The organism is Pseudofrankia inefficax (genome assembly GCF_000166135.1).
GTDB classification, from domain to species: Bacteria; Actinomycetota; Actinomycetes; order Frankiales; family Frankiaceae; genus Pseudofrankia; species Pseudofrankia inefficax.
This window is the reverse complement of the sequence record NC_014666.1, coordinates 2319833-2338586: the sequence shown is the minus strand read 5'-3', so window position 1 is coordinate 2338586 and position 18754 is coordinate 2319833. Positions and strand designations below refer to the sequence as shown.

Here is an 18754-nt window from a genome sequence, read left to right as displayed (position 1 = left end):
CGGGCCGGGAGGCGACTCCCCGGTGTGACGCGTCCGCTTGTGCCACACCGGCCGCCCACCGGTCCGCGTGGAAAAAAGCCCCGCACGACGAGGAGCATCCAGGCTGGTATGACGACGCGCGCTCGGGAACTCCTGAACCGGTCACGTGCGCTGCTGGGCGGCTCGCGCGAGGCGGCCGCGCAGCTGCTCGCGCCACCGCCGACCCGCTCGACGCCCGCGCGATCCGTCCGGACACAGCCGCCCGCGGGCTCGCGGGTGCCAGGCGTCCGCGCGGCGGCGACGCCCAGCCCGGCGGAGGAGGCCCTGTCGGCGATCTGCGCCGACCTCGCGCTGCGGGATCTCAACCTGGTCGACACGCTGCTCGCGCAGCTGGAGGAGATGGAGTCGCGCGAGGAGGACGCCGACCGGCTGGCCGAGCTCTACCGGCTCGACCATCTCGCCGCCCGGCTGCGCCGCAACGCCGAGAACCTGCGGGTGCTCGCCGGCCGGGACGCGGGCGAGCAGGGGTCGCAGACCTCCTCGCTGGTCGACGTGATCCGCGGCGCGATGTCGTCGATCGACCACTATCAGCGGGTCACCGTCGGGCGGGTGGTCAACCTCGGGGTCGTCGGGTTCGCCGCCGAGGACGTCAGCCGCCTGCTCGCGGAGCTGCTCGACAACGCGACGAAGTCGTCGCCCCCGCACTCGCCGGTGCGGGTCGGTGCCCACCTCACCGAGACCGGCAGCGCGCTGCTGCGGATCGAGGACGAGGGCATCGGGCTGCCGGCCGAGCGGCTGCGCCAGATCAACCAGCGGCTCACGGCCGACCCCGTGCTCGACGACGACGCGGTCCGGCACATGGGGCTCGCCGTGGTCCGCCGCCTCGCCACCCGGCACGGCATCAAGGTGTGGCTGGACCATCGGCATCCGCACGGCACCACCGGCTCGGTGCTGCTGCCCGCGCCGCTGGTCTGCGAGCTGCCGGACGCCGGCTGGTCGGGGCTGCAGACCGTCTCGGTTCCGGCGGGCGCCGACGGCCCCAGGCAGTCGGGGGACGTCGAGGATCGAATGGTGAGCGCCGCGCTGAACGGGAATGGCTCACGGCCCGCCGCCGGCACGCGGGGGGCGGGGCGGCTGCCCGCCCGGCGCGCCGAGCCGGCGCCGGCGAGCCCGCCGCCGGCGGCGGCGTCGGCCGGCACCACCGCGAGCGGCCTGCCGCGGCGGGTGTCGCACAGCCTGCGGGACACCTACGGGGACGCCATCGGCGCGCGCACCGCGGCGCGCGCGGGAACGGGCGCACCCGAGGGCGCGGCCGAGGCCGTCGATCCGACGGTCGGCCACAAGCAACTACTGGCGGATCTGGGCGCGTTCTCCGAGGGCGAGCGCGCCGCCCGCGACGAGCGGCGAGCGGACTGAGGACCCACGTGACCCAGGAGCACACCGGCCACCCCGAAACCGACTTCACCTGGCTGATCGACGACTTCGTCCGCAAGGTGCACGGCGTCACCCACGCGTTGATCATGTCGTCGGACGGGCTCTCGCTGACCTCGTCCCAGGAGATGACCACCGAGGAGGCCGAGCGGCTCGCCGCGATCGCCAGCGGGATGCTCAGCCTGGCCCGCAACAGCGCGGCCCTGTTCGGCAAGGGCACCTGCGAACAGATCATCGTGCGGCTCTCCCAGGGCTACTTCCTGTTCATGGGGATCGACGCCGGCGCGGGCCTGGCCGTGCTCACCAGCCCCGACTGCGACATGAAGGTCGTCGCCTACGAGATGACCCAGTTCGTGATGCACGCCGGGCACGCCCTCACCCCCGAGCTGCGCGCGGACCTGCGGCGGGTGCTGGTCGGGCGCCGTCCCAGTGGCTGACCCCGTCCCAGTGACCGACGCCGTCCCGGTGACACAGCCCCGCCAGGCCGCTCGCGTCGAGACGACCAGAGGATCGTGATGGTGCCCCAGGTGATCAAGGGACAGGAGCCGCAGGTGAAGGGGGAGGAGCCGCGGGCCAAGCCGGCGCACACGGCTCGCAGCAAGCGGGTCCGCCCCTACGCGCTGACGGGCGGGCGCACCCGGTCGCGCTATCACCTGCTGGTGGAGACCCTCGTGTCCGTCCCGCGCTATGACCCGATGCTGAGCGAGGCGCTCATGCCGGAGTCGAAGGCGCTCTACGAGCGCGCCCGCGGGCAGATGTCGATCGCCGAGCTGTCCGCGCTGCTTTCCATTCCGCTAGGGGTGGTCCGTGTGCTGATCAGCGACCTGGCGACACAGGGCGCCGTGCTCATCCATCCGACGGCACACGCGTTCCGGGATGACCGCAACGTGCTGGAGCGAATCCTCAGGGGCCTGCGGGAACTTCCCGTCTGAGAAGCGTCGGGCGGATCACCGGAGTACCGTCTCATGGAATCTCCCGGGCCGGTCCGGCCACCGCGCGAGAGCCACTTCCAGACCCACGCCAGGAAATCAGGCGCCATGAAACTAGGAACACGGACGTGAGCCCTGCCGAGATGAGCCAGCTGAACGGGTCGTATCAGGGTGGCCTACCGGGCGACGGCGGTTCTTCCGGCACGCTCACCATCTCGGCGAAGATCGTCGTCGCGGGCGGCTTCGGGGTCGGGAAGACCACCTTCGTCGGCTCTGTGTCCGAGGTCCCGCCGATCAACACCGAGGCGTGGATGACCGAGGCGAGCGAGCGGGTCGACGACCTGCCGCCGAACGGGAAGCTGACGACCACGGTCGCGATGGACTTCGGCCGGATCACGCTGTACTCCGACCTCGTCCTCTACCTGTTCGGCACACCGGGGCAGGCGCGGTTCTGGTTCATGTGGGACGACCTGTCGCGTGGCGCGCTGGGGGCCATCGTCCTGGTGGACACCCGTCGGATCGACCAGTCGTTCGCCGCGATCAACTATTTCGAGAACGACGCCGACGTGCCCTTCATCGTCGCCGTGAACCGATTCGACGGCGAGCTCTGGCACGACCTGGATGAGGTGCGCGACGCGCTGGCCCTCAGGCCGGGAACACCGCTGGTCACCTGTGACGCCCGCGATCCGGCGTCCACTGTGCAAACCCTGCGTGAGCTCGTGCTGTACACGTTGTCGCTGACCGAGACGCCGGAGCTAAGAAAGGCACGAACACATGCGTAAAGTGCTGGTCGTCGGGGCTGGCCAGTCCGGGCTGCAACTCGCCCTGATGCTCCAGGAGAACGAGTACGACGTCACCGTGATGTCGGCCCGGACCCCGGAGGAGATCCGCGGCGGGCGGGTCATGTCGACGCAGGCGATGTTCCACACCTCGCTGCAGGGCGAGCGCGACCACGGGCTGAACCTCTGGGAGGCCGAAGCCGTCCACATCGACGGCCTCGGCGTCTCCGTGCTGGCCCCGGACGGCAGCCGGGCGCTCGACTGGTTCGGCCAGCTCGACCACTACGCCCAGTCCATCGACCAGCGGGTGAAGATGGCCGGCTGGATCGAGCTGTTCGAGCAGCGCGGCGGGAAGCTCATCATCCACGGCGTCACCACCGGCGACCTGGACTCGCTGACCGCGCACTACGACCTCGTCGTCGTCGCGGCGGGCAAGGGCGAGCTGGTCGGCCTGTTCGACCGGGACCCGGAGCGCTCGCCGTTCACCGCCCCGCAGCGCGCGCTGTCGCTGGCGTACGTGCACGGCCTCGCGCCGCGCCCGGAGCACCCGGACAGCCCGGGGGTCCGGTTCAACATCGCCCCCGGCGCCGGCGAGCTGTTCGTGATCCCGTCGTACACGCTGAGCGGGAACTGCGACATCCTGTTCTTCGAAGGCGTCCCCGGCGGGCCGCTGGACGTGTTCGCCGACCAGCCCGGCCCCGACGAGCACCTGCGCCGGCTGCTGGACCTGGTGAAGACGTACGTCCCGTGGGAGTACGAGCGCTGCGCTGACGTGGAGCTCACCGATGCGCGGGCGACCCTGGCCGGCGGGTACACCCCGGTGGTACGCCAGCCGGTCGGCGAGCTGCCGTCGGGCGGCCTCGTGCTCGGCATGGCCGACGTCGTCGTCGCCAACGACCCGATCACCGGCCAGGGCTCGAACAACGCGGCCAAGTGCGCCGTCTCGTACCTGGACAGCATCCTGGCCCAGGGCGACAAGCCGTTCGACCGCGAGTGGATGACCACGGCGTTCGAGACCTACTGGTCCTACGCCCAGTTCGTCACCACGTGGACCAACGCGCTGCTCGGGCCGCCGCCGGAGCACGTCCTGCAGATCCTGGGCACCGCGCAGGCCAAGGACGCGGTCGCCCGCCGGTTCGTCAACGGCTTCGACAACCCGCCGGACTACTTCGAGTGGTTCATGGACCCGGCGAAGACCGCCACCTACCTGGCCGGCGTCTAGCCCGCTCGCCAGCCCGACGGCCCCGCGCCTCAGGCACGGGGCCGTCGGCACGCCCTCCCGAAGTCACTTCGCGACCGGCGACGCGGCCCGCGGCGCCAACAGCGGCCCGATCTTTCCCAGCAGCGGCCCGAGCGTGCTCGACAGCGGCGCGAGCTTGGACAGCAGCGCCGGGCCGAGCGCGTCGAGCGACGGACCACCCGGAGCCGAGCCGGCCATCGAGGCCAGCATCGGCTGGAAGATCGGGCCGAGCGCCGGCTTGACGACGTCGAGCAGGCTGACCCCGACGTCCGCGCCGGGCCACTCGGCCGCTCCCGGGTCGAGCAGGCCGAGCCACGGGTCGTTCGCCGCGTAGGTGACCAGCGGCGGCAGCACGTTCGGCCACATCGCATGGATGATCAGCGCGAGCTGGGCCGCGCTCAGGCCCGTGAAGAGGCCGCGCACGGCGGTGCGTGGGGCCAGCGCGGCCGGGACGTGCGCGGTCACCTCCACGGCGCCGAACCACGGGAAGACCGCGATCCGGTACTGCGGCCGGGAGTACAGCAGGCCCGGGGTGCCCGGAGGGATGGCCTCCCAGGAGCCGTCGCCCACGACCAGATGCCCGACGCCGGGCAGGTAGGGCGCCAGCTCGTTCGTCGGCCCGACGTGGGCGATCTCGGCGATCGCGGTCCTGATGTTCACCTTGCCGTCGAGGGTGTGGATTCCGTACGCCTGCAGCCGGCCGACCGTGTAGAGCTCGCCCGGTCCGGCGGGCACCTGGTCGAGCGCGGCGACGAGCGGCCCGGTGGTCAGGAAGCCGGGAACGTCGAGCGTCCCGAGCGGGATGGTCTCCCGTTCCAGCCCGATCGGACCGAACGGCGGCAGCCGCCCCGCGTCCGATGCCACCGGCACCGGCACCCCCACCCCGACTGGCAGCATTAGCCCAGATGGCAGCGTCACCCCGGACGGCAGCGTCACCCCGGATGGCAGCGTCACCGCCGGGGTTGACGCCGACGCGGGCGGGCCGACGAATCCGGCCACCCCGACGCCTCCGGCGGCGACCAGCGTCACCGCGAGGGAACGGATGACCCCAAGCCGGCCACGGCGACTACCCACGGTAACCATCGAGGGCAGGCTAGCGGTACCACGTCGGCTGGCTCCGCTACCACACTCCGGCGTGGCGCGCCCGCGGACCATCCCGGCCGGCAGACGCGCCCACGCTCCCGTCAGGTCGGGTACCAGGACTCAGGCGGCCCCACCCCGGCGTCGTCACCGCGGGCGAGGGTCCCGGCGGGGAAGGACCGGCGCGTCACGGCCGGTGCCGCCCGGCCCGCCACCGGATTTCTTCTGCTCGTGGTACTCCTCCTCGACGTTGACGGTCCAGACGTCGTGACGGGTGCCGTCGAGGATGTTCTCCACGGTCAGCATCGCGGTCAGCATCGAATGGTCGGCGTTGTTGTAACGGTGCATGCCGTTACGGCCGACGGGGTGAACGTTGGGGACGTTCTCGGCGAGCCATTCACGCATGACCTCGACGTTGCGCCGGTAGAACTGGTCGTAGGTCGGGTACGCCTTCGGCACCCGCACGACGTAACCCCGTTCGACCGCCCCAGGGCGCACGAGGCCAAGCCGTTCCAACTCATCCGTGGCGAGCGCGATCAGGTCGTCATCCGGCTTCGACCACATGTCGTCCCCCTCGAAGACGAAGAACTCCAGGCCGAGGCAGGTCCGTCCCTCCTTGACCAGGTAGGGCGACCAGGAGCCGTAGTTCTGAATGCGGCCGACCTTCACGCCCGGGTCGTGGATGTAGATCCAGTTGTCCGGGAAGCTGAACTCGGCGGGCACGACGAGGGCGACGGTCAGGTAGTCGCGGTAACGCAGGTCCTTCGCCGCCGCGACGACCTCCGGCGGCGCCGGTGGGTCCATGCCCAGCACCAGCGCCGACAGCGGCGTCGAGGAGATGACATGGTCGGCCGGCACGCGGGTCGGCGCGCCGGCACCCGAGCGGACGGTGACGGCCACGGCCCGTCCGTCCGCGTGGTGGACCGCGGTGACGGCGGTGTTCAGCGTGACGGTGCCGCCCATCTCCTCGACCTTGTCGCGGCACGTCTCCCACATCATGCCGGGGCCGTACTTCGGATAGTGGAACTCCTCGATCAGGCTGGTGATGTCCTTCTGGTTGCGTCTCGGCAACACGGCGTTGACGATCGCGGACGACAGCGAGAGGTTCTTCACCCGCTGCGCCGCCCAGTCCGCCGGCATCTCGCTGACCGGCATTCCCCAGAGCTTCTCCGTATACGTCTTGAAGAACGTGCGATAGAGCCGCCACCCGAAACGCGCGACCAGCCAGGCCTCATAGTTGCTCTGGTCCCGGGGCGGGTGCAGCCTGGCGCGAGCGTAGGAGCCGATGGCGAGCGCCGCCTGCCCGGGCCCGAGATTGCGCAGCGCGTTCATCGCCCGCAGCGGGTAGTCGTAGAGCTTTCCCTGGTAATAGATCCGGCTCATCCGGGGCCGGAGCAGGAAATCCTCGGCGGGCAGGATCTCGTGCCACAGCGCGTCGACGGCGGTGACCTTTGTGAAGAACCGGTGCCCTCCGATGTCGAACCGCCAACCGTCACGCTCGACGGTCCGGCTGATGCCACCGACCACGTCGTCGGCCTCGAACACCGTGACGGCAGCGTCGCGGGCGGCCAGCTGGAAGGCGGCGGTCAGGCCGGCGGGCCCGGCGCCGATGACCACCGTGTGCGGAACCTGCGGGGAAGTCACGTCTCCCTCTCCTTGGTCGACTACCTGGAACGCCCAGACGAGACACTCTCGTCCATGAATCTAGACACTGATGTCCAAATTTCTGGGCGCATGAGTCCAGGAGAGTAGCCTGTGCCGGTGGCCACGGACGCGGCGGGTGCCGTCACGACGCCGAGCCGCGGCCGACAGGCGAAACGCGACGCGATCATGAGGGCCGCGTTCGAGGTCTTCGCGGGGCAGGGTTACGCGGCGACCAGCCTCGACGACATCGCCTCGGCCACCCCCGTCTCCCGCCAGACCGTCTACAACCACTTCGGCGACAAGGAGACCCTCTTCCTCGCCGTCGTGGACGAGCGGATCTCGGCGAACCTCGAGGCGCTGCGCGGCACGACGCACGCCTTCCCTGACCGGGTCGGCGGCGTGGACGACGCTGCCCGCTACCTCAACGAGGTGGCCCGCCGGATCACCGACGTCTACGCGAGCCCTGACACCGCGTCGCTACGGCTGCTCGTCCAGACCGAGGCCCCCCGCCATCCGAAGCTGCTGGCGCTCTGGCAGAAGCGCGTGGCGACGCCCGTCTGGCCCGCGCTCATCGGCTGCCTGGCCCGCCTCGCCCACGCCGGCGCGCTGTCCATCGACGACCCGGCCCGCGCGGCCGGCCAGTTCGTCACCCTGGTCACCGGCGCCTCGTGGCAGATGACCGAGCTCGGCACCTTCGCCCTGGCCGCTCCCCCACTCTTCGGCTCCCCAGAACTCGAATCGGCGCTCCACGCCAACGTCAGCCTCTTCGTCCGCGCCTACGCCCCAGCCGGTTAGCCGCACCCGGAGCCAACGCCGCGGCGCTTGCTCTCGCGGTGACCACCTGCCGCTCCGCCCCCCTTTGTCCGGCGCGGCGAGGTGCACTACGGTAGTGACGTAGCCATCAGTGTCTGAGAATTAACTGTCATAGCCATCAGATATCAACGTTCGCATGGGAGACACCGGATGACAGGGAGCACACCAGTCGTTCAGTGGCGCCGCGCCAATCGGATGACGTTTCGCTGGCCTCGCTGGCAGAATGCAGTCATGGTCGTGGCACTCACCATCCGCAACGTCCCCGAGGAGATCCGCGACGAGCTCGCCGCGCGCGCGGCTCGCAGCGGCCGCTCTCTGCAGGAGTACGTGCTCCGCCAGCTCATCGACCTCGCGTCCCAGCCGACGGCTGAGGACGTCATCGCCCGCGCGAGGTCACGCGTGCAGGCCACCGGGACCCGGCTCGATCCCGAACGGATCATCACTGATCGCGACGCGGACCGCCGATGACGGCGCAGCTCTCGTCCCCGGTGGTGCTGGACGCCTCGGCGGCTGTGGCGCTGCTGACCGACGCCGGACCGGCAGGCACCTGGGTGGCGAAGGTGGTCGATGGTGCGGCGCTGTTCGCCCCGGAGCTGATGCCCTTCGAGGCCGCGAACATCCTGCGTCGCCACCTCCTCGCCGGAATCCTCGACCCCAGCGAAGCCACGCTCGCACACGCGGACCTTCTCGCGATGCCCGTCAGGCGACTCGCGTATGCGAGTCTTGCTGATCGCGCCTGGGACCTACGCGCCAATCTCACCGCTTACGACGCCGCGTACGTCGCGCTCGCCGAGGCGCTACCAGCACCGCTGGTCACGCTCGACGCCCGGCTCGGCCGTGCGTCGGGCCCCCGGTGTGAGGTGCTCGTCTGTCCCGAGGTGGCCTGACCAGGCGGCCTCACGACGGACGCCCCACCGCGCCACGCCAGGGACCGCCGCTGCCCGGCGGCTACGGGTGCTGGCTGCTGACGGAGATGACCTCGCCGGTCAGGTAGGTCGAGTAGTCGCTGGCCAGGAAGGCGATGACGGTCGCTACCTCCCAGGGCTCGGCGGGGCGGCCGAACGCCTCGCGGCTGGCGAGCTCGGCGAGGAAGTCCGCGTCGCTGACCTTCGCCAGGAAGGGGTGCATGGCCAGGCTCGGCGCCACGGCGTTGACCCGGACCCCGTGCGGCGCGGCCTCCATCGCGGCACAGCGGGTCAGTGCCATCACGCCGGCCTTGGCGGCCGCGTAGTGGGCCTGGCCGGCCTGCGCCCGCCAGCCGACGACGGAGGCGTTGTTGACGATCACACCGGCGCCGGCCGGCAGCATCCGGCGCAGCGCGGCCCGCGTCGCCCGCATGGTGCCGGTCAGCGTCACGTCCAGGACGGTCGCCCACTGGTCGTCCGTCATGTCGGTGAGCCGCACGTCGCCGCCGAGGCCCGCGTTGTTGACCAGGACGTCGAGCCGGCCATGGGCCGCGTAGACGGCCTCGAACAACGCGCCGATCTGCTCCTCGCTGCGCACGTCGCACGCGACCGCGAGCGGCTCCTCGCCGGCGATCTCCTCGAGCCTGGCGGCTGCCTCGCCGAGGCGTCGGACGTGATGGTCGGAGACGACGACCGTCGCCCCCTCCAGCGCGGCGCGCCAGGCGGTGGCGAACCCGATGCCGGTGCCGGCGGCGGCCGTGACCAGCACGACCTTGCCGCGCAACAGGTCCCGCCCGGGCGGCGGCTCGGGGGCGGCCAGCGAGGCCGGCGGCGTACCAGGGCTCGTGGTCAGCTTCGGGTCAGGCACGTGGCAGCCCCAGCGTTCGCTCGGCGATGATGTTGCGCTGGATCTCACTCGACCCGGCGTAGATCGTGTCGGCGCGGCTGAACAGGAAGAGCGACTGCTCGGGCCGCAGCTCGTAGGGCTCGCCCTCGACGAGCAGGCCGTCCGCGCCGAGCACGTCCATCGCCAGCTCGCCGAGCCGCTGGTGCCAGGTGGACCAGTACAGCTTGCCAATCGACGACGCCGGGCCGGGCGGGGTGTCCGCGGCGGAGTCGGCCAGGGTGCGCAGCGCGGTGAAGCGCATGATCTCGACCCCGATCCAGGCCCGGACCAGCCGGTCGCGCAGGTCGGGCCGGTCCCAGCCGCCGTTGCGCTTCGCCAGGGCGATGACCCGCTCCAGCTCGCGTTTGAAGCCGATCTGCTGGCCGACGGTGAAGGTGCCGCGCTCGAAGCCGAGGGTGGCCATCCCGATCTTCCAGCCGTCCCCCTCGGCCCCGACCAGGTTCGCGGTCGGGGTGCGGGCGTCGTCGAAGAAGACCTCGTTGAACTCCGAGGTCCCCGTCATCGAGACGATCGGGCGGATGTCGATGCCGGGCTGGCGCATCGGCACGAGCAGGTAGGACAGGCCCTTGTGCCGCCGCGAGCCCGGCTCGGTGCGGACCAGCGCGAAGCCCCAGTCGGACTGGTGGGCCAGCGACGACCAGACCTTCTGGCCGTTGATCACGAAGTCGTCGCCGTCGCGGTGGGCGCGGGTCGTGAGGGCCGCGAGGTCGGAGCCCGCGCCGGGCTCGGAGTAGAGCTGGCACCACAGGGCCGCACCGGCGCGGATCGGCGGCAGGAAGCGGCGGCGCTGGTCCTCGGTGCCGAACGCGATGAGCGTCGGGCCCACCATGCCGTCACCGATCAGCCCGACCCGGGCCGGCGCGTCGGCGCGGGCGTACTCCTCGTGAAAGACCACCTGGTCGGCCAGCGACAGCGCTCGACCGCCGTAGGCCTCCGGCCAGCTCAGACAGGTCCAGCCGGCCGCGGCGAGGTGGCGCTCCCAGGCGGCCCGCAGCTCGAACGCCTCGTGCTCGCGCCCCGGCCCGCCCAGCCCGCGGGCCGCCCCGAACTCGCCGGCCAGCGCCTCGGCGAGCCAGCCGCGCACCTCGGCCCGGAACCCAGCCGACTCGCCGGCCACGCCCCGACTGCCGGTTTCATCCGGGGCCACAGCCTCACCGGGGTCCACAGCCTCACCCGGGGCCACAGCCTCATCCCGGCCGGCAGTTGTCCTGGCGGCCGCGGGCCGCGCCGTCGACACCACGAGGGTCAGGCTAGCGCCTCACCCAAGCTAGCGCTTGGTTTACCTTCTCCCGGTCAGCCCAGGACGTCCGTATCCGGCGCCGCGCGACCAAAGATCGCCGTTTTCGCCCTCCGGCGGTCGTGAATCGGCTCGAATTACAACCACTTGAGGGCTGAAGCAGCGATCAAGGCCCGATGGCGCGCCGGGCCGCCGGACGGCGGCTACGCGGGGCGGGCGCGGATGCCGTCGAAGACCGTCGCGAGGAAGTGCTCGGCCAGCTCGTCCGGGGCCAGCCGCCCGTCGGGGCGGTACCAGTGCACCGACACCCAGATCGCGTCCCGCAGGAACCGGTGGGTCAGCTTCGGGTCGAGGTCGGCGCGCAGCTCGCCGGCGGCGATGCCGGCCCGCAGCGCGTCCAGCCACAGCCGCTGGCTGGCTTCCTCGGAGGTGCGCAGGTAGCCGAACCGCGGCAGCGTCGCGAGGTAGCCACGCTCGTTCTGGAAGACGGTGACGGCGGCCCGGTGCCGCGCGATCGCCGCGAACGCCGACCGGACCAGGGCGGCGATCGTGTCGGTCGGCCGCGCGGGAACGGCCGCGATCGCGGCGTACTCGGCCTGCAGCTCGGTGAGGAAGCTCGACAGCAGCTCGTCGATGATCGACTCCTTGGAGTCGAAATGGTGGTAGAGGCTGCCGGAGAGCAGGCCGGCGGCGTCGGCGATCTCGCGGACCGTCGTGGCCCGGTACCCGCGCTGCGCGAACAGCCCGGCGGCGATCTCGACGATGGCCGCGCGCCGCTCCGACTCCCCGGCGGCGGCCGCCCGCCCGGAACGACCGGCCCGGCCCGGCCCGGCGGCCCGCGCGCCGCCCCCGGCCGGCGCCGCCGCGGCGGACCCCGTCCCAGCGACGGCGTCTGGTGGCTGAACGGCGCCCGCGCCGTCAGCGGTTCGGCTGGCGGCGCCGCCACGGGTCGATGAGGTGTCCACCCGCAAAGTATCGCCCGTCAACCAAGCGCTTGGTCGGGCGGCTGACCGAGCTACGCCCCTGGACCCAGCGTAGGGACCGGAGAGCGCGAAGCGTGGCCGAGCAGGTGCGCGGCGTTCGCCACACCCCGGAGCAGTCACGACTCGACGCGCCGTAACGACCCCACCCCTCGCATAGAGGTCGCCCCGGTCCGTATGGTCGTGGGCGTGGTATCCGATGCCGACGCAAACGCGGACGATGCCGGTGACGACCGCCTGGGTGGGGCCGGCCTGCTGGACGAGAGCCGCACCGAGGCCGGCGCCTACGGCGCTGACGACCTCGAAGACCATGCCGGCGCGTTGACCGGATTGGAACTGGCCGTCGGGGCCGGGCGCGGCCGGCGCCGGTCACCGGGGTCCCTGGAGGCGGAGATCCTCACGGTGCTGCACACCGCGCGCCGCGAGCTCTCGCCCGCCCAGGTACGGGAGCGGCTCAACGGCGGCCCCGCCCTGTCCTACAGCGCTGTCGTGACGACGCTGACCCGCCTGCACGGCAAGGGCGTCGTGACCCGCCGGCGCGCGGGCCGCGCGTTCCTCTACGTGGCGCAGTCCGACGCCGCGAGCCTCGTCGCCTGGCGGATGAACCGGCTGCTCGACGAGCAGGCCGACCACCGCCCGGCGCTGACCCACTTCGTCGCCGCGCTCTCCCCCGGCGACGAGGCGCTGATCCGTCAGCTCCTCGCCGAGGGCTCCGCCGGGCACGGTGGCGGCGCGGAACGCGGCTGGGACGGGTCGGCCCAGCCCCCTGACGCCCGAGACGGGCGGCGCGGGCACGGCTCTGGCTCCGGCGGCATACCGGCCGGACGCTAAATGGTCCGCGAGCTGGTCCTGTGCGCGCTCGTCGCGCCGCTGCTGGGCACGCTCGTGATGCGGCTGCTCGCCGACCGGGTGGCCGCCGGGGTCGCCGTCGTGGCGTTCACCGTCTCGGCCTGCCTGCTGGCGGTCGCCACGGCGCTGGTGCTGTTCGCCAGCGGCATCCACACGACGACGGCGATCGTGAAGACCGGCAAGCGTGGCTGGACCACCGAGGCCTGGGCCGACGCCGGCCGGGACGCGTGGCTGTCCGGCCCGTTCGCGATCGTCGCGATCGTGGCCGCGGTGTCGGCGATCCGGGCCTTCCACCGGCAGCGGGCGGCCGTGCGGGCCGCCGGCGACGAGGCCGCGGCGCTGCCCGGTGAGGACCTCGTCGTCATGGTGCCCGGCACGCAGCCTGACGCGTTCACGCTGCCCGGCTCGCGTGGCCGGATCGTGGTCACCGAGGCGCTGCGTGACGCGTTGAGCGCGGACGAGCTCAGCGTCGTGCTGGCCCACGAACGGGCGCACCTCGACTGCCACCATCACCGCTACGTCGACGCGGCCCGGCTCGCCGCCGCCGGCCAGCCGCTGCTGCGCCCGGTCGCCCGGCTGGTCGAGTACGGCGTCGAACGCTGGGCCGACGAGCGGGCCGCGCTCGAGATCGGCGACCGGGCGCTGGTCGCGCGGACCATCGGGGCCGTCGCGCTGGCCACCGCCGCCGCGGGCCCGGCCCGGTCGACGTCCGGGGCGCGGTCGTCGGGGGCACGGTCCTCGGGGAAGCCGAACCGGACCCGGCGGCTGCCGGCCAGGGCCGCCGCGGCCACGCCCGGTACCCCGAGGTGCCCGGCCCACCAGTCCGGCCATCACCCGGTCGAACCGCACGCCCTGCGGATCACCTCGCCCGCCTGGCTGACCGAACGCCCGAGGCGCTACCCCAGCAGGTGGCGGACCCCCTACGCCCGACTGCGCCCGGCCGCCCAGCCAGGCCCGGTCCCCCGCCGCGTCAGCGCCCTGCTGCGGCCGCTGCCCAGCAGCAGCCACCGGATGCTGGTCACGATCCCCGCGATCCTGTCGCTGAGCTCCTGCCTGTGGGCCGGCAACATCGTCTACGACGTCCACACCCCGTTGCGGGTCGCTCTGACCGTCGAGGACCAGTTCGGGCCCTGAGCGGCACCGGGTTCCGGCCCGAACCGGACGGTCAGTCGGCGACGGCCCGTTCGGCCAGGACGCTGGTCGGGGTGAGGCGTACCAGGAGCTCGCCGGGCACGCCGTTGCGGCGGCCGAACTCCTCGGCCCGGTCAGCGCCCATGTAGCGGCCGCCGATCGCCGCCGCCCACCGGCGCACCTCGGCGAGATCCTCCGACACCGTCACGGTGCCGTTGACGATCACGAACGAGTAGGGCGGCGTCTCGTCGTCCACGCACAGGCTCGCGCGGCCGTCCCGGCGCAGGTTGCGCCCCTTGACCGTCTCGGCGCCGGTGTTGAACAGAATGTCGTCCCCGTCGAGGACGAACCAGATCGGGGCCAGGTGCGGCCGCCCGTCCGCCCGCACCGTCGCGAGCTTCCCGGTCCGCGTCCCTGCCGCCGCGAACGCCTGCCACTCCCCCGCGCCCATCGCCACCATGCCCCCACCTTGCCACGGGCACGTCGCCAGCCGACCACACGACGGTGCCGCCGGACCCCTGGTCGAGGTGATGAACCGGGGTCGCGCAGTCAGCCAGGGCAGTGCACACCTACTTCCGTGTCCGCGACTGGACCACTACTCTTCGCGTCCGCGGGGAGATCGAAATGCCCGCCTGTCACCACTTCGGAGCAGCACCCGCCGCGGGGGTCGCATGTCCAGTTCGGCGTCAAGGGAGAGCACGTTCGGGTCCGGCCTGTTCGCCCGGCTGCTGACCGAGACGGGCATCTCTGACACCCGGTTCGCCCGTCAGGTCAACCTGCGTGCCCGTCGCGAGCACCACATGGAACTCGGGCTGGCGCGAACCACGGTCGGGCACTGGCGGCGGGGGATGCGCCCGCGTGATCCCCTGGTCGCGGACCTGGCCGCGGCAGAGATCTCGGCCGCCGTGGGCTACCCGGTCACTCCGGCCGACTTTGGCTGGCGAGGCACCCACGACTCGGTTCGGGATCTCGGTCTGGTCATCGCCAACTCACCGGAAGCGACGATCGGCACACTCACCGGACTGTCGTCGCGGGACGTGCGACGCGTCGACGCGGCACCCGACGGGACCGTCTTCAGGACGAACGCGTTCGCCGAGCCGGCACTGGCCAGCCTCACGGGCATCATCCCCCGCGCCGCAGGCCGAAGACCGTCCCCCACGCGGGGCCGCGCGGTCGCGAGAGGTCACGACGCCCCGGTCGACGGGGCCAGCGCGACCATGATCAGAGACACGGTGGCGGCGCTGCGCAGGCTGGATGCCCGGTTCGGAGCTCGGGACATCCGCCACCAGGCCGTGGCCCTCCTGCACGACCAGCTTCGGGTGGCGTCCGCTGGCACGGCGGACACCGAACTCTGTAGCGCGCTCGCGGAACTCGCCCAGTTCGCGGGCTGGTTGGCGCAGGAATGCGGGAGGCAGGCACTGGCCCAGCGTTACTACATTCAGGCACTCGGCCTCGCCGAGCATGCCTGCGACGCCATGCTCGCGGCGCGGGTGCTCTCCGCGATGAGCGAACAGATGATCCGGCTCGGCCATCGTCGACAGAGCCTCGCGCTGGCGGGAGCGGCGCTCGACCGTGCCGGGCACGGGGCGGCACCGTTGGTGCGGGCGATGCTGCACGACCGGCAGGCGTGGGCACTGGCAGGCTCCAGCGACGAAGCCGGCTGCACGTCCGCGCTCAGGGCGTTGGAGCAGGCCGTAAGCCGCGCCGAGCCTGAGGAGGGCCCGGCCTGGGCCGGTCACTATAACGCCGGCGACGTCGCGGAGTGTACGGGTCACTGTCTGCGGCTGCTCGGACGTGCCCTGCCGGCTGAACGCCAGTTGGTCGAGTCCAGGACCCTGCAGGACAGCGGTCGCGTCCGTAGCCGCAGTTTCGCGGAGGCCGATCTGGCGCTGTCCTACCTCCAACGGCCGGTCGCCGAGTTGGACGGCGCGCTGGAGGCCGCCTACGCAGCGATCAGGCTGGGGGCGGGGCTCTCCTCCCTCCGTGTCACCGAGAAGCTCCGGGAGCTTGACCGGGAGTTCGCCGAATACCCCACCGTGGCGGTCCAGAAATGGCGACGAACAGCCGCGGTTCGGCCGGACGGCGTTGACAGAAGTGTCGCCCAGCCGAGAAGTCTGGACGACCAGAAATCCCGAAGGTGGTGACCGGACATTCGCAGGCGACCAGCGAGAAGCACGGATGGCGACGCGAGCGATTTGCGGCATACCATCGCGGCGGCACGGCGCGGCGACGAGGAGGCGTTTCGGCATCTTTACCGCGCCGTCCAGCCGCGATTGATCCATTCCCTGCAGCAACTCAGCGGCGACGAGGATGACGAGACCGAGGTGGCACAGGCAGCGGCCCGGCTGTGGCCACGGATCGCCGGTTCCCTCGATGAGTTTCGCGTGGATCTGCTCGCGGTCACGGCCGAGGCGGCACAAGGGAAAGATCTCGCCGGCGAGGAGGCCGCGGTAGCCGCATATCGGCGGTCAGCCGTAGCGTCCGTCCACCCGTTACCCAGGATCACGTCGACCGGTACCGCCCTGGCCGGCACGGCGCTGGCGACCAGGCGCCGGGCGACGCGGGCTCTGGCGGCCGCCGTCACCGCGGCCGCGGTGGCCGGTGCCGGCGGGGTCGCCATGGCCACCGACTCCCTTCCCGTCCCGTTCAGCGGCTCCCCATCCCACCGCGCCAGCACCCCGTCGAGCTACGGGGCTGACCTCATGACCACCGCCGGTACGCGGCTTTGGCCACAGTCGATCGGTCCGGCCACTCCGGAACCCGCGCCAGCCGCGCATGATCCTCTCTGTGCCTCCTCCTCGAGCAAGAAGCCCCCGAAGCCCGGCAAGCCGATGGACGGCCTCGATTCACCCCGGTTGATCACCGGCGACCCGGGCACGACGGCCACGGACTGTGGCACGCCGCCCGCCACCGCGACGCCGACGGCTGCCCCGGCGTACCCGGCCAGGCAGAACGGCAACGGCAACAGCCAGGGCAGCCAGAACGGCAACGCCAACGGAAACGGAAACGGAAACGGCCAGGGCAACGGCAACGGCAACGGCAACGGCAACGGCAACGGCCAAAACACCACTGCCACCAGCCAAAACGCCAACGGGAACGGGAACGGCAGCCAGAGCGGCAACGGGAACGGGAACGGTCAAAACGCCACTGCCACCGGCCAAAACAGCAACAGCAACAGCCAAAACGCTCAGGGGAACGGGAACAGTCAGGGCAGCCAGAGCGCCAACGGGAACGGCCGAAATGGCAAGGGCGACGGCGGTACCCTAGCCACCGCCACGCCAGGTGCAACCCCAGCGAACGCCATCCCGACTGGATTCTCCGAACCGGCGCGGTACCCCCAACCGGCCGGCGGGCGGCACCACCCCCCGGCTTGACCAGTCCCCGACGCGCCGAACGGCGCCGGCGGCAACGATCATGGTGACCGGATGGGCGGTCCGGGCCGGTGACGCGGCCCGGCGCGGCCGCTCGCCGCCGCGCCGGCCCAGCCGCGACTCGACGGCGTCGAGCGGCTCACCGGCTGCCAGGCCGCCGGCGCACCCCGACCATCGGGGCCGTCGCCCACGTGAGTCTTCCCGCACGCGATGAGGACAGCTATTCCCGGCCGCGGGGCCGCCCGGCCGACGGCACGCTCAGGCCGGCGGGTGCTCCCGGTCGAACAGGATGCGGGCGAGCCAGAAGCGCAGGAACGCGGCCAGCGAGTACCGCACGAACAGCGCGGCGCCGACCACGGTCACCGAGATGCCGACCGTGCCGAGGACGATCGCGTCCCGTTGCTGCAGCGGGTTCGTCGTCGAGTGCGACAGGAAGTAGGCGATGATCCCGAGCACGGGCCCGAGCACGAGCAGCAGGGCGCCGGCGCGCAGCAACAGGCCGTCGAGGCGGCCGCGCGGGTCCCGGATGCGCAGTGTCGCCATCTCCGCGCGGAACGCGTCGGCACGGCTGGCCGGCCCCGAGCCGGCACCGCCGGCCGGACCGGTGCCGCCGGCCTGGGCGGCCTCGCCCCCGTCGCCGGGCGCGCCGGCCACGGCGGTCGGGGTGCTGGTGGTCTCGATCGTCACGATCTCACCTCGTCGATCGTCGTGGCGTCGGGCGGGAGCTGGCCGCCCAGGTAGGCGCCGGACAGGCGGCCCGCGATCTCGTCGGGCGGCCCGGCCGCCGCGATCCGTCCCTCGACCAGCACCGCGGCGGTGTCGGCGACGGCCAGGACCGTCGCGGCGAACTGCTCGACGACGATGATCGTCACGTTCTCCTCGGCGATCGCCCGCACGGTCGCGTACAGCTCGGCGACGACGCGGGGCGCGAGGCCCATCGACAGCTCGTCGAGCAGCAGCACCGCCGGCTCGGCCACGATCGCCCGGGCCAGGGCGAGCATCTGCTGCTCGCCGCCGCTCATCGTGCCGGCCGGCTGGTGCAGCCGCTGGCCGAGCCGCGGGAACCGCGCGATCGCGCGCTCCTCCACGTCGGCGACGGACATCCCAGCGCGCCGGTGGGTCATCATCCGCAGGTTCTCCCGGACGGTGAGGCTCGGGAACACGCCCCGCCCCTCCGGGATCAGGCACAGCCCGCGGCGGGCGAGGTCGACCGGGTCCGCCCCCGTGACCCGCCGCCCGCCGAGCACGACCTCGCCCCCGCCCGCCGGATGCAGGCCGGCCAGCACCCGCAACAGCGTCGACTTGCCGGCCCCGTTGGGCCCGAGGACCGCCAACACCTGCCCGGCCGCGACGGACAGGTCCACGCCGTGCAGCACCTCGACCCGGCCGTAGCCGGCCCGCAGCCCGCGGACGTCGACCAACGGCGCCTCGGGGGTCGCGGCCGGCGTCCGGTCGGGCGACGTGGCCACGGGCCGCCGC

The 18754-nt window shown here is 72.4% G+C and carries 20 protein-coding genes; 12 read left to right on the top strand and 8 right to left on the bottom strand.

All coding sequences use genetic code 11. The features are described from left to right. Positions 1–108: 108 nt before the first annotated feature. From FRAEUI1C_RS09535 to FRAEUI1C_RS09515, 5 genes are all read left to right on the top strand, one after another. Positions 109–1395, top strand: coding sequence for a sensor histidine kinase (locus FRAEUI1C_RS09535; RefSeq protein WP_013423087.1), 1287 nt, complete (start codon positions 109–111; stop codon positions 1393–1395). An 8-nt stretch (positions 1396–1403) separates the two neighbouring features. Then, positions 1404–1847, top strand: coding sequence for a roadblock/LC7 domain-containing protein (locus tag FRAEUI1C_RS09530; protein WP_013423086.1), 444 nt, complete (start codon positions 1404–1406; stop codon positions 1845–1847). Positions 1848–1925: 78 nt separating this feature from the next. Further along, complete coding sequence (locus FRAEUI1C_RS09525) at positions 1926–2342, top strand: DUF742 domain-containing protein (RefSeq protein ID WP_013423085.1); 417 nt, start codon at positions 1926–1928, stop codon at positions 2340–2342. 140 nt (positions 2343–2482) lie between these two features. Then, positions 2483–3121, top strand: coding sequence for a GTP-binding protein (locus tag FRAEUI1C_RS09520; protein WP_013423084.1), 639 nt, complete (start codon positions 2483–2485; stop codon positions 3119–3121). Continuing rightward, a complete protein-coding gene (locus tag FRAEUI1C_RS09515) occupies positions 3114–4340 on the top strand; it encodes a styrene monooxygenase/indole monooxygenase family protein (protein WP_013423083.1) in 1227 nt (408 codons plus the stop codon). Before FRAEUI1C_RS09520 ends, FRAEUI1C_RS09515 begins: the two co-directional genes overlap by 8 nt. Positions 4341–4403: 63 nt before the next feature. Here the strand turns inward: FRAEUI1C_RS09515 and FRAEUI1C_RS09510 are convergent, their stop codons facing one another. Together FRAEUI1C_RS09510 and FRAEUI1C_RS09505 are read right to left on the bottom strand one after the other, a co-directional pair. Next, the gene (locus FRAEUI1C_RS09510; RefSeq protein WP_198318733.1) at positions 4404–5222 is read right to left on the bottom strand and encodes a hypothetical protein; all 819 of its coding nucleotides are present in this window, start codon (positions 5220–5222) and stop codon (positions 4404–4406) included. A 363-nt stretch (positions 5223–5585) separates the two neighbouring features. Further along, complete coding sequence (locus tag FRAEUI1C_RS09505; protein ID WP_013423081.1) at positions 5586–7082, bottom strand: NAD(P)/FAD-dependent oxidoreductase; 1497 nt, start codon at positions 7080–7082, stop codon at positions 5586–5588. Between the two features lie 117 nt (positions 7083–7199). Between FRAEUI1C_RS09505 and FRAEUI1C_RS09500 the strand changes: the two genes are divergently transcribed. From FRAEUI1C_RS09500 to FRAEUI1C_RS09490, 3 genes are all read left to right on the top strand, one after another. Further along, positions 7200–7877, top strand: a complete 678-nt coding sequence (locus FRAEUI1C_RS09500; RefSeq protein ID WP_368411187.1) for a TetR/AcrR family transcriptional regulator — start codon at positions 7200–7202, stop codon at positions 7875–7877. 249 nt (positions 7878–8126) lie between these two features. Beyond that, a complete protein-coding gene (locus FRAEUI1C_RS09495; protein ID WP_041259122.1) occupies positions 8127–8363 on the top strand; it encodes a FitA-like ribbon-helix-helix domain-containing protein in 237 nt (78 codons plus the stop codon). Beyond that, the gene (locus FRAEUI1C_RS09490) at positions 8360–8782 is read left to right on the top strand and encodes a type II toxin-antitoxin system VapC family toxin (protein ID WP_013423078.1); all 423 of its coding nucleotides are present in this window, start codon (positions 8360–8362) and stop codon (positions 8780–8782) included. Before FRAEUI1C_RS09495 ends, FRAEUI1C_RS09490 begins: the two co-directional genes overlap by 4 nt. 61 nt (positions 8783–8843) lie before the next feature. Here FRAEUI1C_RS09490 and FRAEUI1C_RS09485 read toward each other — a convergent pair whose 3' ends face one another. The 3 genes from FRAEUI1C_RS09485 to FRAEUI1C_RS09475 form a co-directional block, all read right to left on the bottom strand. Continuing rightward, the gene (locus FRAEUI1C_RS09485; RefSeq protein WP_013423077.1) at positions 8844–9668 is read right to left on the bottom strand and encodes an SDR family oxidoreductase; all 825 of its coding nucleotides are present in this window, start codon (positions 9666–9668) and stop codon (positions 8844–8846) included. Continuing rightward, positions 9661–10824 carry an acyl-CoA dehydrogenase family protein gene (locus FRAEUI1C_RS09480; protein WP_041259120.1) on the bottom strand — a complete coding sequence of 388 codons (1164 nt, stop codon included), beginning with the start codon at positions 10822–10824 and terminating at the stop codon, positions 9661–9663. The genes FRAEUI1C_RS09485 and FRAEUI1C_RS09480 overlap by 8 nt, the downstream gene beginning before the upstream one ends. Positions 10825–11147: 323 nt before the next feature. After that, positions 11148–11909 (bottom strand): TetR/AcrR family transcriptional regulator, encoded by a 762-nt coding sequence (locus FRAEUI1C_RS09475; protein ID WP_013423075.1) that lies wholly within the window; start codon positions 11907–11909, stop codon positions 11148–11150. 204 nt (positions 11910–12113) lie between these two features. On the opposite strand from FRAEUI1C_RS09475, the gene FRAEUI1C_RS36075 reads away from it, so the two are divergent. Further along, complete coding sequence (locus FRAEUI1C_RS36075; RefSeq protein ID WP_232425359.1) at positions 12114–12755, top strand: BlaI/MecI/CopY family transcriptional regulator; 642 nt, start codon at positions 12114–12116, stop codon at positions 12753–12755. Beyond that, complete coding sequence (locus FRAEUI1C_RS09465) at positions 12756–13907, top strand: M56 family metallopeptidase (RefSeq protein WP_013423073.1); 1152 nt, start codon at positions 12756–12758, stop codon at positions 13905–13907. Between the two features lie 31 nt (positions 13908–13938). On the opposite strand, the gene FRAEUI1C_RS09460 is transcribed toward FRAEUI1C_RS09465, so the two are convergent. Then, positions 13939–14364, bottom strand: a complete 426-nt coding sequence (locus tag FRAEUI1C_RS09460; protein ID WP_013423072.1) for a PPOX class F420-dependent oxidoreductase — start codon at positions 14362–14364, stop codon at positions 13939–13941. A 211-nt stretch (positions 14365–14575) separates the two neighbouring features. On the opposite strand from FRAEUI1C_RS09460, the gene FRAEUI1C_RS09455 reads away from it, so the two are divergent. Continuing rightward, positions 14576–16048 (top strand): NsdA family TPR-like regulatory protein, encoded by a 1473-nt coding sequence (locus FRAEUI1C_RS09455; RefSeq protein WP_013423071.1) that lies wholly within the window; start codon positions 14576–14578, stop codon positions 16046–16048. A 51-nt stretch (positions 16049–16099) separates the two neighbouring features. After that, positions 16100–17278, top strand: coding sequence for an RNA polymerase sigma factor (locus FRAEUI1C_RS39430; protein WP_013423070.1), 1179 nt, complete (start codon positions 16100–16102; stop codon positions 17276–17278). Positions 17279–17533: 255 nt separating this feature from the next. On the opposite strand, the gene FRAEUI1C_RS09445 is transcribed toward FRAEUI1C_RS39430, so the two are convergent. Both FRAEUI1C_RS09445 and FRAEUI1C_RS09440 read right to left on the bottom strand, forming a co-directional pair. After that, positions 17534–17962, bottom strand: coding sequence for a hypothetical protein (locus FRAEUI1C_RS09445; protein WP_013423069.1), 429 nt, complete (start codon positions 17960–17962; stop codon positions 17534–17536). Beyond that, complete coding sequence (locus FRAEUI1C_RS09440; RefSeq protein ID WP_049807142.1) at positions 17959–18744, bottom strand: ABC transporter ATP-binding protein; 786 nt, start codon at positions 18742–18744, stop codon at positions 17959–17961. The genes FRAEUI1C_RS09445 and FRAEUI1C_RS09440 overlap by 4 nt, the downstream gene beginning before the upstream one ends. Positions 18745–18754: the final 10 nt, after the last annotated feature.